We start from the raw sequence: 14,406 nt of genomic DNA, 5'->3' as shown, positions 1-14,406 counted from the left end.
CCCACTCGGTGGGGAGGGGAAACTCAGCCCTGCTTCACAAACTCGCCTTCGATGTGCAACTCCACCTCGTCGGACACGCCCGGCAGGGCGTAGGTGATGCCGAAGTCGGACCGCTTGATCGTCGCCTCGCCGTCAAAGCCGGCCTTGTAGCCGCCGCGCGTCTGACCGGCCTGGTTGAACTCGACCTCCATGGTCACCGGCTTGGTCACGCCGCGCAGGGTCAGTTCGCCATGGACCGTGGCCTCGTTCGGCTCCGTCGGATCGATCATGATGTGAACCGAGCGGAAGGTCGCGACCGGGTGGTTGGCGGTGTCGAAGAAGTCCGCCGTCTGCAGGTGGCGCTTCAGGCCGTCGTCGTTGGGCGCCACATCGGTCAGCGGAATGGTCGCCGTCAGGGTGCTGGCCGTGGGATTGGCCGGGTCCAGCGTCAGCTCGGCCGACACATTGACGAACTGGCCATAGTATTTCGAGAAGCCCAGGTGATCGACCGACCAGGTGATCTTGCCGTGGCTGGGATCCAGTTTGTAGGCGCCCGCCTGAACTTCGGCGGGGACGCGGGTCATGGCCGATTGGGCCACCACGGCGCCGCCGGCCAGCAGGCTGAACGCGAGGGCGCCGACCAGGGCGGTGCGAGGGGCGAAACGCATGAAGACGTCCTTTCAGGGCTGATCTGTAATCCGAGCAGATGCGAATATGCGCCTCGCCGTCAAGCCGAAGCGTCATCCCGCGACAGCGCCTTCGGTTGACAGTTGGTTCCGACGGGGCCATTTGCCCGCCCTCGACCCTGATTGCGCCAGAGAGCCCGCCCGACCGCCATGACCTACATCGTCACCGACGCCTGCGTGAAATGTAAGTTCATGGACTGTGTCGAGGTCTGCCCGGTGGACTGCTTCTACGAGGGCGAGAACTTCCTGGTCATCGCCCCCGACGAGTGCATCGACTGCGGCGTCTGCGAGCCGGAATGCCCCGTCGACGCCATCGTCCCCGACACAGAGGACGAGCCGGACGGCAAGTGGCTGCAGGTCAACGCCGAGTACGCCAAGGTCTGGCCCAACATCACGGTCAAGGGCACGCCCCCCGCCGACCGCGAGCAGTACGAGCGCGAGACCGGCAAGTTCGAGAAATACTTCAGCGAGAAACCCGGCAAGGGCTCCTAAGGTCCGAACACAATCCGGTCACAAAGTGCCGGAACTGCTCAGTCGTCCTGTGGATGTGTTGAGATTTCCTAATTTTATGATAGGTTCCTCCCTATTCGAAACGGGCGGTTCCGCAGTCATGCGCGCCGCCCGCGTTTGCGACAGAACCCCGCCGTTGAGACGGGGTCGGCCAGAGGTTCGGTGATCCGCTTTCGCTTCTGATTATGTGACCTGACCGCCCAACCGACGGGACCAGTTTCCGACGGCGGGGTTGTTTTCGCTCAATCAGACGCGCCGGCGCCTCGCTTCACCCCTGTTCCGGGAAAGGAATGACATGACGAGCAAGACCGGTCTGGAATTCAAGGTTGGCGATGCGGTGGTCTATCCCGCGCACGGCGTCGGCAAGGTGGCCGCCATCGAGACTCAGGAAGTCGCCGGCATGTCGCTGGAGGTCTATGTCGTGACCTTCGACCATGAAAAGATGACCCTGCGCGTCCCGACCAAGAAGGCCAAGACCGCCGGTCTGCGCACCCTGGCCGCCGACGACACCGTCACCAAGGCCCTGACGACCCTCAAGGGCCGCGCTCGCGTCAAGCGCACCATGTGGTCGCGTCGCGCCCAGGAATATGAAGCCAAGATCAACTCGGGCGACCTGATCTCGATCGCCGAGGTGGTTCGCGATCTGCACCGCGCCGACACCCAGCCGGAACAGTCCTATTCGGAGCGCCAGCTCTATGAATCGGCCCTGGACCGCATGGCCCGCGAAGTCGCCGCCGCCAACCGCATCGACAAGGACGCCGCCGTCGCCCTGCTGGCCAAGTCGCTGAGCGCCAAGAAGCCGGTCGCCCCCGCCGCCGAAGAGGCTGAGGCCGAGGCCGCCTGATCCGGGACGACAAATGGATACGACAAAGGCCCGGCGGAAACGTCGGGCCTTTTTTCATGGCCGCGCGCCTGTCTGAAAGTTCACCCGGAACGCCACAATCTGGCCACACTTCGCTACGCATGTAGCGCTACAAGTGTAGCGGACATGAAGGCGCGCCATGATCGAGACCCTGCCCCGAAGAGAGCGAGAGGTATTCGAAACCCTCTGCGGCCTGGGCGAAGGCGCCACCGCCGCCGTCCGTGACGCCTTGCGCGATCCGCTCAGCGATTCCGCCGTTCGCACCTTGCTGAAACGCCTTGAAGCCAAGGATCTGGTCTTGCGAGACGCGCAAGGCGTCTGGCGGCCCGCGCCTCGCAGCCGCGCCCTCGCAGACAACGCCTTGCAGCGCATGGTCGACACCTTCTTCGCCGGTTCCGCCGCCTCGGCCGCCACGGCCCTGCTTGGCCTGACGAAAGCGCTGAAGCCCGAAGAGCTGGCGGCTCTGCGTCGGGCCATCGACGCCGCCGGCGAGGAGGAAGCCTCGTGACCTGGCAACTGATCCTGGAGCTGCTGCTCAAATCCGGCGTCGTGGCCTGCGTCGGGCTTGGATTGTCCGCTCTTTCCGCTTCCAGGCCCGCGGCGGAGCGCGCCGCCATCCTTCGCGTGACCGTCTGCATCCTGCTGGTCCTGCCCGTCTTCCTGTGGATAGGGCCGCGACTTGAGCTCGCCTTGCTTGCGGCCCCCGCCGCGACCGAAACTCGCACCTGGAGCCTGGACCTTCAGCCGCTTGCCGGTATCGCCGTCAGCGGCGAAGGTCCCGCCAGCCTGCCCTGGACTGTGATCGCCGCCCTCATCTACGCCTCCGGTCTGGTGTTTATCGCGGGTCGCTTCCTGCTTGGCGTCTGGACTCTGCGCCGCTGGAGCGAAACCGGCCGCCCGGTCAGCCACCGTGTCTGGACCGAGACCCTGGCCCGCCTTGAAGCGCCGCAGGGCGCCCGGCTGATCGCCACGCCGCACGTCCGCGCCCCGCTCAGCTGGGGCCTGCCCCCCGGAACCATCCTGGTCGGCGAGGACTGCGTGCGCCGCGCCGAAACGGCCGAAGCAGTCCTCGCCCATGAACTGGCCCATATCCGGCGCGGCGACTGGATTTTCGCCCTCCTGTCCCGCCTGGCCCTGGCTCTATTCTGGTTCAATCCCCTTGTCTGGCTGTTGCACGCCCACCTGGCCGCCCGCACCGAAGAAGCCGCCGATGCCCTCGCGGTCGATCGCATGGATCACCGGACCTACGCCCGCGTCCTGGTCGATCTCGCTTCCAATCTCGCCAACCCGTCCGCCACCGGTCGCGCCGCCCTGGGCATGACGGGGTCCCATGCCTCTCTCGCCAAAAGGATAAGCCGTATCATGAAGGTCCGCCCCAAAGCCTCGCCTCGCCCCATCGCCCTGCTGCTGTCCGCCGGCGGCCTTCTGGCGATCGCCACGCCCCTGGCCGCCATTGAGCTGACGCCTCGCATCGACGCGACCGCCTGGCTAGCACCGCCGGCGCCGCCGCCCGCCCCGCCGGCGCCGCCCGCGCCCTCCGCCGTCCTGGCGCCCCGGCTCCGCCCGCGCCCCGGCGCCCCAGCGCCCCGGCGGTCATCGTTCAGGAGGGAGGCCACGTCTATCTGGGTTCGCTCACCCCGGATGAACGGCGCGAGATCCGGGCCGCCGCCGATGAGGCCCGGCACGCCGCCGCGCAGGCGCGCAGGGAAGCCGAGCAGACGCGCAGGGAGGCCGACGTGGAACGTCGCGCCGCGCTCGACGCCGCCCGCGAGAGCCGCGCCGCCTCCCAGCATGCCGCGCGAGAAGTCGCCGTCGCAGCGCGAGAGGCCGCCGTGCACGCCAGAGCGGCCGCCGCTTCCGCCCGTGAGGAAGTTCGCGTCGCCATGATCCAGGCGAGGGCGGAAATGCGCCGCGGGGCCGACAGCATGGAAGAAGGCGCCGACCAGATGCGTGTCGAGGCCCGTCGCCTGCATGACCCCGCCTATCGCGAGCAGGTCATCGCCGACAATCGCGCGCGCGGCAACGAAGTCACACACGCTGAACTGATCGCCCTGTCACGACGCATGCCGGGCCAGGCCGACGACATGGAGCGGTCCGCACGACGCATGCGCGAGCAGGCCGCCTCTCCTCTCTGAAAACAGGCAGCGCACACAGAAAACCGCCCGGTTCCTCGAACCGGGCGGTTTGATCGTTTCAGAGGCTGAGGACGCTTTGCCGGGGAGGCGCGGCGTCAGAAATATTCCGCGCCCGCGGGGCACTGGGCGCTGATGCGGCGGGCCGTGATGCTGGCCGGAATATAGGGCGTGCCGCGCGCCAGCTGGGCGCCCCCGTTAAAGCGGAAGCTCTCGGTCTGATAGGTGCCGTTCAGGCGTACATTGATGCGGCGACCCTTGCGATCCTGGCAGCTGCCTTCAAAGCGGGCATTACCCTCGCCGACCTGGCGCGTGGGATAGGTGCACTGCCACTTGCGCGTCGACAGGCCGCCGAAGAAGCGGTTGATCTCGCTGGGACGGACGCACTTCTGCTCGGTGTCGCGCGCGCCCATGACGCTGGTGGTGTACTCCCAATAGCCGGGCAGAACTTCGCTACGGCTGGCCTGGGCCTGCGGCGCCGAGGCCGGGGCGGCCAGCATAACGGCGCCGGCGACCACCGGAGCGGCCAGGGCGGCGGCGCGCGTCAACGAAACGGTCAGGGTCTTCATGGGGGGCATCCGATGAGTCTTCATGCGATCCTCTATACAGCAGGTCGTTGAACGCGGGCTGAACAAAGGCGATCCCACGCCTTCATCCCCGCCCTGACTCGACTCCAGCCTTGACGGCCTCCGAGTCATTCCTCTATACGGCCCCCTCTCTCGCAGGGGTCCGCCCGCTGCGTGCACCTGTTTCATGCGTCCGCACACGTCTCGCGGATGTGACCTTGAGGATCTTAAGATGTCGCGTCGTTGCGAACTCACGGGTATTGGCCCGATTGTCGGGCACAATGTGAGCCACTCGAACATCAAGACCAAGCGCCGCTTCCTGCCGTCGCTGAAGACGGTCAAGGTGGCTTCCGAGTCGCTGGGCCAAACCTTCTCGCTGCGCATCTCGAACGCCGCGCTGCGCACCCTGGACTACAAAGGCGGCCTGGACGCCTTCATCGTCAAGGCTCGCGACGAAAAGCTGTCGGTCGCCGCCCAGCGCATCAAGCGCCAGGTCAAGGCCAAGCTGGCTGAGCAGAACGCCGCTTAATCCGCGTCGTCTGACAAGATTTGAAAGGCCGGTGGAAACACCGGCCTTTTTCTTTGCGCGCTCGCGAGGATGACGGTGCGTCGCTCTCCCGCTACGGTCATCTCGACATTCCGCCGGAGCCGAAGCCTTGCGCCTGACTGCCGCCCTCTGCCTGACCACCGCCCTCCTCAGCGCCCCGGCGCTCGCCCAGGAAGCCGCTCCGGCCCGCGATTCGACGCCCTTCACCCTGTCCAGCGGCACGCCGCGCACGCCGGATCAGCTGGCCCTGCGCTTCGACAAGGCGGACCTGTCATTCAAGCTGCTGCCCGAGACCCAGTCGATCGAGGGCGTCGCCGTCCTCGACTTCACGGCGACAGCTCCGGCCAACGCCGTCGTCGTCGAACTGGATGCGCTGTTCGCCATCGCCTCCGTCACCGTGGACGGCCAGGCGGTCGTGGGGTGGTCCAACCCCGAGGGACGCCTGACCATCCCCCTGCCGCGCGCCCTGCCGCCCGGCCAGACCGCCTCTGTCCGCATCGCCTACTCAGGCCGTCCGCATCAGGCGAAGCGCGCGCCCTGGGACGGCGGTTTCGTCTGGGCGACCACGCCCGACGGCCAGCCGTGGATCGCCAGCGCGGTGCAGGGCGAGGGCTGCGACCTGTTCTGGCCCTGCGTCGACCATCCGCAGGGCGAGCCGGACCGGGTGGACCTGCACATCACCGTCCCGTCCGCGCTATCGGCCCCCGCCAACGGCCGCTTCCTCGGCAAGACCGACAACGGCGACGACACGACCACCTGGAACTGGACCGCACGCCAGCCCGATACCTATGCCATCAGCCTGAACGTCGGCCCCTTCGTGGAAATGAGCGCCGACTATCCCAGCCGCTTCGGCAACACCATTCCTCTGCGTTTCTGGCACTTGGCGTCTGACGATCCGGCCAAGGCCGCCGCCCTTTTCGCCGAGTTCCCCAAACAGCTCGACTTCTATGAGGCGACCATCGGCCCCTTCCCCTTCGGCGACGAGAAGATGGGCGTGGTCGAGACCCCGCACCTGGGCATGGAGCACCAGACCATCAACGCCTACGGCAACGGCTACAAGCTGGATGGCAAGGGCTATGACTGGCTGCTGCAGCACGAGCTGGCGCACGAATGGTTCGGCAATCAGCTGACCAACGCCGACTGGGACGACATGTGGCTGCACGAGGGCTTCGGCACCTATATGCAGCCCCTCTACGCCCGCTGGCTGAACGGCGAGCGCGCCATGCAGTCCGAACTTCAGACCATGCGGCTGACCCTGTCCAACCGCTTCCCCGTGGTCTCAGGCAAGCCTCAGGACGCCGGAACCGTCTACAACGGTGAAACCGGGCCGGGGCTGGACCTCTATTACAAGGGCGCCCTGATCGCCCACACCCTGCGCCTCTACATCGGCGACGACGCCTTCTATGAGAGCCTGCGGTGCCTGGTCTATGGCCGCCCCGACCCCAAGCCCGGCAATTTCACGCCCCGTTACGCCACGACGCCCGAGTTCATCTCCATCGTCAATCAGGTGACCGGTCGCGACCTCGACTGGTTCTTCGACGCCTATCTCTATCAGGCCGCCCTGCCCGATCTGGTCATGACCCGCGAGGGCGAGCATGTCAGCCTGGAATGGAAAACCGGCGACGGCCGCCCCTTCCCCCTTCCGATCGACGTCGAGGTGGACGGCCAGACCCGCAGCCTGCCCATGATCAATGGCCGCGCCAGCTTCACCGCCCCCGCCGGCGCCCACATCCTGCTGGACCCCGGCTCCAGGGTGCTGCGTCGGCTGGAGTATCTGGAAGTCTGGAAGGCCTCGCAAAAGGCGCCGGCCGGCTGAGCCCCCCTTTCTGAACAACAAGCGGGGCGGTCCCGCAGAACCGCCCCGCCATACCGGACTTTCCGACCGTCACCACTCAGGCGGCAGATAGGGCCCCATGCCCGAACAGACGAACATCCGCGTCTTGACCGTGTAGCCGCTCGGCAGCCAGGGCGACGTCACATGCGGCCCGCCGTTGCAGGTATCAGAGCCGCTTCCGATCAGCGTGGTCATCGTCTCATCGGAATAGACTTCGTGCGAGTAGGCGATGGGCCAGCAGCTGTCGTAACCGCCACCGAAGCAATAATAGCCGTCCGGATCGGACGGCTGCGTGGCGACCATGGCCGCCGGCATGGGCGCCGCAGCCCCCACAGTGACCGCCATCGCCAGAGCCCCCGTCGCAACGCAGATCAACTTCCTCATCATGGAACACCCCTATAAGTTGCATTAACACAACCATAAGTAGGCGATACCGAGTCCAATTGAAGTAACGATCCCGTGTCGTGCGCCTCCAGCCTGCCCCTACGGCTCCAGCTCGATGTCCCAGTAGAGGTAGTCCAGCCAGCTCTGGTGCAGATAGTGGGGCGGGAAGCGGCGTCCGGCTTCCTGCAACTCCCAGGAATTGGGCTGATGGGCGGTGCGGCGCAGCAGGGGCATTCCCGCCTGCTGGGGCGTCCGCCCGCCCTTCCTCAGGTTACACGGCCCGCAGGCGGCGACGATGTTCTGCCAGGTGGTGCGTCCGCCGCGCGAGCGGGGGATGACGTGGTCGAAGGTCAAATCCTGAGCCAGACCCTGTTCGCCGCAATACTGACAGGCGAAGCCGTCGCGCAGGAAGACGTTGAAGCGGGTGAAGGCGGGCTTGCGGTCCTGATCGACATAGGACTTCAGCGAGATGACGCTGGGCAGCTGCATCTCCATCGACGGGCTGCGCACCACCTTGTCATAGGTGGCGACCACATCAACGCGCTCCTGCCAGACGGCCTTGACCACTTCTTCCCAGGGCCAGATCGACAGGGGGTAATAGGACAGAGGACGGAAGTCGGCGTTCAGCACCAGGGCCGGAAAGCCGGACGGGGGGCGGGTCAGGACCTGCATCAGGCCCTCCCGCTCATACGGGGGGATACCGAGGCGACAGGAGTGAGGACACGTCTCCTTCCCTAGTCTTGCAGGCAGAGCCTACGCCCGATTCTCCCTCGTCGCCATGACCGGTATGCAGCGTTTTCGTGACGCCGCCTCAGAAGACCTCGACCAGTTCAAAGCGTTCGCAGACCACCTTCATGCCCGGCGCCCAGGTCCCTTCGCGGCGGTAATAGGCCTCGTGCGCATCGCGCCACCACTCATAGGTCAGATCGCCTTCCCTCTCGGCGCGAGCGAAGTCCTCGCTCACCTGCTCGAAGGGCATGATCTCGACCTCGGTGGTGCGGATGGCGCATCGCGGGACGCCGGCGCCGTCCAGAATGACGCTGACCTCGCCCACTGTCGGCATGATGTCCGCCTCGCACGCCACCAGCGAGGAGCAGGTCGCCCGCTTGCCGCCCGCGAGGATGAGGGCCAGCAGTTCGTCGGCCAGTTCAGGGCTGTCGCCGAAGGGCCAGCGCGGCGCATCGCGATAGGCGGCGGGAACATCGGTCATGGCTCAGTCCTCAATTTCGGGTAGGGGCGCTGGGGAAGGCCGGCAGGCTCCAGCCCCACTTCAAGGCACCGGCGCGCAGGCCAAAGCCCGCCGCAACCGCCACGCCCACCGCCGGCCAGGTCGGCACGCTCAGGGCCTTCAGGCTGACGAACAGGCCCGCCGACAGCAGGGCGGCGGTGATGTTCAGCTCGCGCCGCAGCAGGATCGACGGCTGCCCCGCCAGGACATCGCGCACCACCCCGCCGAAACAGGCCGTCAGCACCCCCATGACCACGCAGATCAGGGGCGCCACGCCATAGGAGGCCGCCTTGGCCGCCCCCATGACGCCATAGGCCGCCAGACCCACCGCATCCAGCCACAGCAATGCCCGGAAACGCCAGGTCCTGGCCCCCAGCATCCAGAAGGCCGTCGCCGCCGCCACGCAGACGGCGATGTAGCGCCAGTCCTGCACCCAGAAGACCGGCGCCCCGATCAGCAGGTCGCGCAGCGTCCCGCCTCCGACCCCGGTGATGGCCCCGAAGAAGGCGAAGGTCACCAGATCGTGCTTCTCGCGCGCGGCGGCCAGGGCGCCGGTCGCGGCGAAGACGGCCACGCCGGCGAAGTCCAGAAGCGGCAGGACCGTCTCGGGGCGGGTCAGGTCGGCGTCAATCAGCGGGGTCAAGTCGGCGGGTCCTCCAGCGCGATATCGCCACGCTTGACCCCTCCATACCATCCCCAGAGCAGATGCGCCGCCACCCCGCGATGCGGCCGCCAGATTTCCGCCCGGGCATAGGCCTGCTTCTCATTGGGCCGGTCCTCGGCGGCGTCCGCCCAGCGCATCGCCTCCTGCAGGGCCACGTCACCGCCGGGAAAGACGTCGAGGCGCCCCTCGCAGAACATCAGGAAGGTCTCGGCCGTCCACTTGCCCACGCCCTTGATGGCTGTCAGCGCCGCTATGGCCTCGGCGTCGTCCAACCGCTCCAGATGATCGAAGTCGATGCGGCCCTCGGTGTGGGCGCGGGCGATCTCATGGCCGTATTTCGCCTTCTGTCCCGACAGGCCAAAGGTTCGCAGCGTCTCCACATCCAGCGCCAGCACGGCGTCCGGCGACACCACGCCGCCCAGTCCCTCGACGGTCCGTTTCCAGATCGAGGCGGCGGCGGCGACAGAGACCTGCTGCTCGACGATCATGCGAAACAGCCCCTCATAGCCGCCGGGCCGCAGCCGCCATTCGAACACGGGGGTCGAGGCGTGCGCCCGCGCCAGCGCCGGATCGGCGGCGGCCAGGGCCTCGCGGGCGGCGGCGATAGAGGATGAAGACGGTGCGCTGGCCATGCCTCATGCTAGGCCGAGGCGAAGCCATCGGGAAAGAGGGCGCCCGTCCCCCATTCTGACCACGGCCGGAAACCGCTAGAGCAAAATCGGTTCTGACTGACGCAGTCAGTCAGGGCTCAGATTTTGCTCCAGCATAATTCTGGAGCATTTTCTGGATTCTGACTGAATCAGTCAGAAGCGAAAATGCTCTAGGCTAGGCCCATGTTCGCCACCCGCTTCGCCCCCTCGCCCACCGGCCGCCTGCACCGGGGCCACGCCTTCTCGGCCCTGACCGCCTGGACCGCGGCGCGCGAAGTCGGCGGGCGCTTCGTCCTGCGCATCGAGGACATCGACCCGACCCGCTGCAAGCCCGAGTTCGAAGACGCCATCTACGAAGATCTGGCCTGGCTCGGCCTCGACTGGGAGACGCCGGTGCGGCGCCAGTCCGCCCATCTGACCGACTACGCCGCCGTCATCGACGCCCTGAATGCGCGAGGGCTGCTCTACCGCTGCTTCCGCACCCGCAAGGAGATCCTCGACGCCATCGGCGACGCCCCGCACGGCCCGGCCGAGGCCGTCCGTCCCGGCCCGCACGCGCCCGAGGAGGAAGCCCGCCTGCTGGCCGAGGGCCGCCCCTATGCCTGGCGGCTGTCGCTGGACCGCGCGCGCGAAGCTCTGGGCGATGACGCCTGGAACGCGCTTTCGTTCGTCGAGGAAGGCGTCGGCCCCGACGGCGAAACCGGCCTGGTCCGCGCCCGGCCCGAAACGGCGGGCGACGTGGTCCTGGCGCGCAAGGACGCCGGGACCGCCTATCACCTGGCTGTCGCCCATGACGACGCCCTGCAGGGGATCAGCCACGTCATCCGCGGCCTGGACCTGTTCGAGGCCACGCACATCCAGCGCCTGATCCAGACCTTGATGGGCTGGCCCGCCCCCGTCTATCGCCACCACCGTCTGCTGCTCGGCCCCGACGGCCGCCGCTACGCCAAGCGTGACCAGTCGGTGACCCTGGCCGAATTGCGCGCCGGCGGCCTGACGCCCGAGGCCCTGAGGGCGGAACTGGGGTTCTAGCGCGGCGCTCAACGGCGACCGCCCGACCGCCCTACCCAAATGCGCTCAAGTCGCGAGGGCCCGCGGCCCGAGCATAGCGCCCGTCTATTCGCAAAAAGAAAGGCGCGGAACCGGCTGGTCCCGCGCCCTTCAATCTCAGAACCCTGATCGGATTCGTCGGCCTTAGAGAACCTTGAGGTCCACAGCCGAGGTCTTGCCGCGCTGGTTTTCCAGCTCGTACTCGACCTTGGCGTTTTCATCGAGGCCTTGCAGGCCAGCCTTCTGAACAGCGGTGACGTGGACGAAAACGTCCGAGCCGCCGTTGTCGGGCTGAATGAAGCCGTAGCCCTTGGTGGGGTTGAACCACTTGACCGTGCCGGTCGCCATCTTAGCGTCTCCGTAAACGCGCTTTGCCAGGCGGACTTCCATGCTGGAGAGTCCGTCAGTCCATCTGGACAAGCTCGTTCAGGCGAAGGAGCGAGACGCGGGTTTGGACCCCACGTGAAATCCGGACTGCGGCGATGTTGTCACCCGACTATCCACAGTCCGTCAACTGTAAAGCGAATCCCGTCGCACGGCGTTTCGGTTAACGCCGCGCCCGCCGATCCGCGCCTTACAGCGCGCGCAGAAGTCCCATGGCCAGGGCCTGGCAAGCCGGACCGCCGCGTCCACCGTCGTTCGACAGGCCGAACAGGGCGCGACCGCCCGCCGGATCAAGGATGGCGATGGCGTGCCACAGGGTGTTGGACCCCTCGTGCGCGATCGCCGGCCCCTTGGCCCAGGGCTGGGGCGACAGGACGATCCAGCCATAGGCGTAACCCTGCCCCTCAGCGGGCGTGATCAGCCGCTGTATCGTCTCGGGCTTCAGCCAGCCCCCGCCCTCGGTCAGGAAGACCTGCAGGAAACGGCCATAATCGGCCGCCGTCATATGCGCCGTTCCCGCCGGCCCCAGGGCCAGCGGATTGTCGGACCCGTCGTCGTTCGGGTCCATGGCGATCGCCGTCTCGCCCATGCGGCGATGGCCCCAGGCGTTGTCGCCCTTCGGCGCGCCGAAGCCGACCGAGGTCAGGCCCAGGGGCGTGAACAGTTCGGCCTGCATCGCTTCTTCCCACGACCCGCCGGTGAGGGCCTCGATAGCGGCGCCGACCAGAACATAGTTGGCGTTGCCGTATTCAAAGACGCCCTTTGTCCCCGACGGCGGCGCGGCCAAGGCCTTTTCGACGATGGCCCGGCGCTGCTCGGGCAAAGATTTCGGATCGGCCCGCGCCGTCATCAGCCAGGCCATGCCCATGACCGCTTCGTCCTGCAGCCCCGCCGTATGGGTCATGAAGTCGTCCAGACTGGCGCCCTCCCAGCCTGCATCGATCGCCATGCCGGGAAAGGCCTCGGCCAGCGACATGGCCCACTGCGCCCGCCCCTGCTCGACCAGCCGCGCATAGACCGCCGCCGTCATCGCCTTGGTGTTGGACCCCAGGTGCCAACGATCACCCGCCAGGGCCGAGGCGTCCTGTCCACTGCGGCGAACGCCGCGCACGCCCGACCATTCAAGCCCCTGCGGCGTCATCAGCCCGCCGGCCAGGGCGACCGGTTTCACCGCGTCAAAGGCCGCGCCCAGGGCCGCATCGAAACCCGTCATCGGCTCGCCGCTAGCGATTGAGGGCAACACCGAGGCGGCGGCGCCGGCGGCCATGGCATGACGTCGATTGATCATTTCGGGCTCCTTTGCGTTCCACCCACAACAGCAAGGCTGGCGGCGCCAGTGAATTCACCGCAAGCTTCGCCCATCGCGACAACAGGACGCTGCGCTCATGGCCAAGAACGACTACGAGGACACCCTGGAAGCCCTGCAGATCCAGCTGGTCGAGACCCAGGCCTGGGCCATAGAACAGGGTCTGAAAGTCGTCATCGTCTTCGAGGGCCGCGACGCCGCCGGCAAGGACGGTGCGATCAAGCGCATGACCGAGTTCATGGCCCCTCGCCAGACCCGCGTCGTCGCCCTGCCCAAGCCGAACGACCGCGAGCTGACCCAGTGGTATTTCCAGCGTTATTCGCCCCATCTGCCCGCCGCTGGCGAAATCGTCTTCTTCAACCGCTCCTGGTACAACCGGGCCGGGGTCGAGCCGGTCATGGGCTTCTGCACGCCCGAGCAGCACGAGCGTTTTCTGCACGACGCCCCGCACTTCGAGCGGATGCTGACCCAGTCTGGCACGACCCTGATCAAGCTGTGGCTGGACATCAGCCAGGACGAACAGTCACGCCGCCTTGAAGAACGCACCACCCACCCGCTGAAACGCTTCAAGGTCTCACCCCTGGACGCCGAGGCCCAGAAGCGGTGGAGCGCCTATTCCGCCGCCCGCGACCAGATGCTGGAACGCACCCACACCGACTATGCGCCCTGGACCGTCGTGGCCACCGACAACAAGAAGAAGGCGCGGATCAACATCATCCGCCACGTCCTGCAGCAGCTGAACTGCCCGGGACTGGAAGCCAAAAAGCCCGATTCCGACATCGTCTTCGCCGCCGACAAGGCCAAGGGCCGACTGGCGAAGTAACGCCCCCTCCTCGCGTCCAGAAAGGCCGGTCATGACCGAGCAAGAGCGCGACGTCCTAAGCAAGGTCCCCGCCGTCACCCTCGGCTTCTGGATCATCAAGATCCTGGCCACCACCCTGGGCGAGACGGCGGGCGACACCGTCACCATGACGATGAAGCTGGGCTATCTGGCCGGAACCGCCATCTTCATGACCGTGCTGGCCCTGCTGGTCTGGCGTCAGATCGCCGCCAGGCGCTTTCACCCCTTCCTCTACTGGGCGACCATCGTGGCCTCGACCACGGCGGGCACGGCCCTGGCCGACTTCGCCACCCGGTCGCTGGGGATCGGCTATACGGGCGGCTCGCTGCTGCTGCTGGCCTGCGTCCTGGCCTCATTGGCGGCCTGGCGCTGGACCACCGGCTCCATTTCTTCCGATGCGATCAGCACCCCGCGCGCCGAGGCCTTCTACTGGCTGACCATCACCTTTTCCCAGACGCTCGGCACGGCTCTGGGCGACTGGACCGCCGACACGGGCGGTCTGGGCTATGTCGGCGCGGCCCTGGTCTTCGGCGCCCTGCTGGCCGTGGTCGCAGGCCTCTATTTCTGGACGAGGGTGAACCGGGTCCTGCTGTTCTGGGCCGCCTTCATCCTGACCCGGCCGCTGGGCGCCACGGTCGGCGATTTTCTGGACAAGCCGGTGGACCATGGCGGTCTGGCCTTCAGCCGCCCGCTGGCCTCCGCTGTTCTGGCGGCGGTGATCATCGTCCTGATCCTGGTCCTGCCGCAGCGCGCCGGGCGACACCCCGGCGAAGCGGCCTGACG

Annotated in this window: 19 protein-coding genes; 10 read left to right on the top strand and 9 right to left on the bottom strand. The window is 67.1% G+C overall.

The window, feature by feature from the left end; genetic code table 11:
* Positions 1-23 precede the first annotated feature (23 nt).
* Positions 24-647, bottom strand: a complete 624-nt coding sequence (locus IFE19_RS02925; protein ID WP_207825512.1) for a YceI family protein — start codon at positions 645-647, stop codon at positions 24-26.
* A gap of 168 nt (positions 648-815) precedes the next feature.
* Here IFE19_RS02925 and fdxA point away from each other — a divergent pair, with 168 nt between their 5' ends.
* From fdxA to IFE19_RS02900, 5 genes are all read left to right on the top strand, one after another.
* A complete protein-coding gene (gene fdxA / locus IFE19_RS02920) occupies positions 816-1,157 on the top strand; it encodes a ferredoxin FdxA (RefSeq protein WP_207825511.1) in 342 nt (113 codons plus the stop codon).
* Positions 1,158-1,470: 313 nt separating this feature from the next.
* On the top strand, positions 1,471-2,019 hold the full coding sequence (locus IFE19_RS02915; protein WP_207825510.1) for a CarD family transcriptional regulator: 549 nt from the start codon (positions 1,471-1,473) through the stop codon (positions 2,017-2,019).
* Positions 2,020-2,176: 157 nt separating this feature from the next.
* The gene (locus tag IFE19_RS02910) at positions 2,177-2,545 is read left to right on the top strand and encodes a BlaI/MecI/CopY family transcriptional regulator (protein WP_207825509.1); all 369 of its coding nucleotides are present in this window, start codon (positions 2,177-2,179) and stop codon (positions 2,543-2,545) included.
* Positions 2,542-3,924 carry a M56 family metallopeptidase gene (locus tag IFE19_RS02905; protein WP_207825508.1) on the top strand — a complete coding sequence of 461 codons (1,383 nt, stop codon included), beginning with the start codon at positions 2,542-2,544 and terminating at the stop codon, positions 3,922-3,924. Before IFE19_RS02910 ends, IFE19_RS02905 begins: the two co-directional genes overlap by 4 nt.
* Complete coding sequence (locus IFE19_RS02900; RefSeq protein WP_207825505.1) at positions 3,921-4,172, top strand: hypothetical protein; 252 nt, start codon at positions 3,921-3,923, stop codon at positions 4,170-4,172. The genes IFE19_RS02905 and IFE19_RS02900 overlap by 4 nt, the downstream gene beginning before the upstream one ends.
* Positions 4,173-4,267: 95 nt before the next feature.
* Here the strand turns inward: IFE19_RS02900 and IFE19_RS02895 are convergent, their stop codons facing one another.
* A complete protein-coding gene (locus tag IFE19_RS02895; protein WP_225910369.1) occupies positions 4,268-4,738 on the bottom strand; it encodes a DUF3617 domain-containing protein in 471 nt (156 codons plus the stop codon).
* Between the two features lie 229 nt (positions 4,739-4,967).
* Here IFE19_RS02895 and rpmB point away from each other — a divergent pair, with 229 nt between their 5' ends.
* Positions 4,968-5,264 (top strand): 50S ribosomal protein L28, encoded by a 297-nt coding sequence (rpmB, locus tag IFE19_RS02890; protein ID WP_207825501.1) that lies wholly within the window; start codon positions 4,968-4,970, stop codon positions 5,262-5,264.
* Positions 5,265-5,391: 127 nt separating this feature from the next.
* A complete protein-coding gene (locus IFE19_RS02885; protein WP_207825499.1) occupies positions 5,392-7,098 on the top strand; it encodes a M1 family metallopeptidase in 1,707 nt (568 codons plus the stop codon).
* Positions 7,099-7,167: 69 nt separating this feature from the next.
* Here the strand turns inward: IFE19_RS02885 and IFE19_RS02880 are convergent, their stop codons facing one another.
* The 5 genes from IFE19_RS02880 to IFE19_RS02860 form a co-directional block, all read right to left on the bottom strand.
* Positions 7,168-7,503: a hypothetical protein gene (locus IFE19_RS02880; RefSeq protein ID WP_207825497.1), complete on the bottom strand. Its 336-nt coding sequence runs from the start codon at positions 7,501-7,503 to the stop codon at positions 7,168-7,170.
* A 96-nt stretch (positions 7,504-7,599) separates the two neighbouring features.
* A complete protein-coding gene (locus IFE19_RS02875; protein WP_207827356.1) occupies positions 7,600-8,175 on the bottom strand; it encodes an HNH endonuclease in 576 nt (191 codons plus the stop codon).
* 136 nt (positions 8,176-8,311) lie between these two features.
* A complete protein-coding gene (locus tag IFE19_RS02870; RefSeq protein ID WP_207825496.1) occupies positions 8,312-8,710 on the bottom strand; it encodes an ASCH domain-containing protein in 399 nt (132 codons plus the stop codon).
* Between the two features lie 10 nt (positions 8,711-8,720).
* Positions 8,721-9,371, bottom strand: coding sequence for a trimeric intracellular cation channel family protein (locus IFE19_RS02865; protein WP_225910368.1), 651 nt, complete (start codon positions 9,369-9,371; stop codon positions 8,721-8,723).
* Entirely contained in the window at positions 9,368-10,024 is a 657-nt protein-coding gene (locus IFE19_RS02860; protein ID WP_207825492.1) for a DNA-3-methyladenine glycosylase family protein, read from the bottom strand. The genes IFE19_RS02865 and IFE19_RS02860 overlap by 4 nt, the downstream gene beginning before the upstream one ends.
* Positions 10,025-10,225: 201 nt before the next feature.
* On the opposite strand from IFE19_RS02860, the gene gluQRS reads away from it, so the two are divergent.
* Positions 10,226-11,074, top strand: a complete 849-nt coding sequence (gluQRS, locus tag IFE19_RS02855; protein WP_207825490.1) for a tRNA glutamyl-Q(34) synthetase GluQRS — start codon at positions 10,226-10,228, stop codon at positions 11,072-11,074.
* Positions 11,075-11,236: 162 nt separating this feature from the next.
* Here gluQRS and IFE19_RS02850 read toward each other — a convergent pair whose 3' ends face one another.
* Positions 11,237-11,440 carry a cold-shock protein gene (locus IFE19_RS02850; protein ID WP_105564392.1) on the bottom strand — a complete coding sequence of 68 codons (204 nt, stop codon included), beginning with the start codon at positions 11,438-11,440 and terminating at the stop codon, positions 11,237-11,239.
* Positions 11,441-11,666: 226 nt separating this feature from the next.
* Positions 11,667-12,764 carry a serine hydrolase domain-containing protein gene (locus tag IFE19_RS02845; protein ID WP_207825488.1) on the bottom strand — a complete coding sequence of 366 codons (1,098 nt, stop codon included), beginning with the start codon at positions 12,762-12,764 and terminating at the stop codon, positions 11,667-11,669.
* Positions 12,765-12,861: 97 nt separating this feature from the next.
* On the opposite strand from IFE19_RS02845, the gene ppk2 reads away from it, so the two are divergent.
* Both ppk2 and IFE19_RS02835 read left to right on the top strand, forming a co-directional pair.
* Positions 12,862-13,605, top strand: a complete 744-nt coding sequence (ppk2, locus tag IFE19_RS02840; protein ID WP_207825486.1) for a polyphosphate kinase 2 — start codon at positions 12,862-12,864, stop codon at positions 13,603-13,605.
* A gap of 31 nt (positions 13,606-13,636) precedes the next feature.
* Positions 13,637-14,404 carry a COG4705 family protein gene (locus IFE19_RS02835; RefSeq protein WP_207825485.1) on the top strand — a complete coding sequence of 256 codons (768 nt, stop codon included), beginning with the start codon at positions 13,637-13,639 and terminating at the stop codon, positions 14,402-14,404.
* Positions 14,405-14,406: the final 2 nt, after the last annotated feature.

Origin of the sequence: Brevundimonas pondensis, assembly GCF_017487345.1 — a bacterium.
Taxonomy (GTDB): Bacteria; Pseudomonadota; Alphaproteobacteria; order Caulobacterales; family Caulobacteraceae; genus Brevundimonas; species Brevundimonas pondensis.
The sequence above is the reverse complement of the archived record's forward strand: the minus strand, read 5'-3'. Positions and strand labels throughout refer to the sequence as shown.

Coding starts and splice junctions, on each gene's coding strand:
- rpmB (WP_207825501.1), top strand. CDS start 4,968: ATGTCGCGTCGTTGCGAACTCACGGGTATTGGCCCGATTGTCGGGCAC.
- fdxA (WP_207825511.1), top strand. CDS start 816: ATGACCTACATCGTCACCGACGCCTGCGTGAAATGTAAGTTCATGGAC.
- IFE19_RS02910 (WP_207825509.1), top strand. CDS start 2,177: ATGATCGAGACCCTGCCCCGAAGAGAGCGAGAGGTATTCGAAACCCTC.
- IFE19_RS02835 (WP_207825485.1), top strand. CDS start 13,637: ATGACCGAGCAAGAGCGCGACGTCCTAAGCAAGGTCCCCGCCGTCACC.
- IFE19_RS02845 (WP_207825488.1), bottom strand. CDS start 12,764: ATGATCAATCGACGTCATGCCATGGCCGCCGGCGCCGCCGCCTCGGTG.
- IFE19_RS02915 (WP_207825510.1), top strand. CDS start 1,471: ATGACGAGCAAGACCGGTCTGGAATTCAAGGTTGGCGATGCGGTGGTC.
- IFE19_RS02925 (WP_207825512.1), bottom strand. CDS start 647: ATGCGTTTCGCCCCTCGCACCGCCCTGGTCGGCGCCCTCGCGTTCAGC.
- IFE19_RS02870 (WP_207825496.1), bottom strand. CDS start 8,710: ATGACCGATGTTCCCGCCGCCTATCGCGATGCGCCGCGCTGGCCCTTC.
- IFE19_RS02900 (WP_207825505.1), top strand. CDS start 3,921: ATGATCCAGGCGAGGGCGGAAATGCGCCGCGGGGCCGACAGCATGGAA.
- gluQRS (WP_207825490.1), top strand. CDS start 10,226: ATGTTCGCCACCCGCTTCGCCCCCTCGCCCACCGGCCGCCTGCACCGG.
- IFE19_RS02850 (WP_105564392.1), bottom strand. CDS start 11,440: ATGGCGACCGGCACGGTCAAGTGGTTCAACCCCACCAAGGGCTACGGC.
- ppk2 (WP_207825486.1), top strand. CDS start 12,862: ATGGCCAAGAACGACTACGAGGACACCCTGGAAGCCCTGCAGATCCAG.
- IFE19_RS02895 (WP_225910369.1), bottom strand. CDS start 4,738: ATGAAGACCCTGACCGTTTCGTTGACGCGCGCCGCCGCCCTGGCCGCT.
- IFE19_RS02860 (WP_207825492.1), bottom strand. CDS start 10,024: ATGGCCAGCGCACCGTCTTCATCCTCTATCGCCGCCGCCCGCGAGGCC.
- IFE19_RS02880 (WP_207825497.1), bottom strand. CDS start 7,503: ATGATGAGGAAGTTGATCTGCGTTGCGACGGGGGCTCTGGCGATGGCG.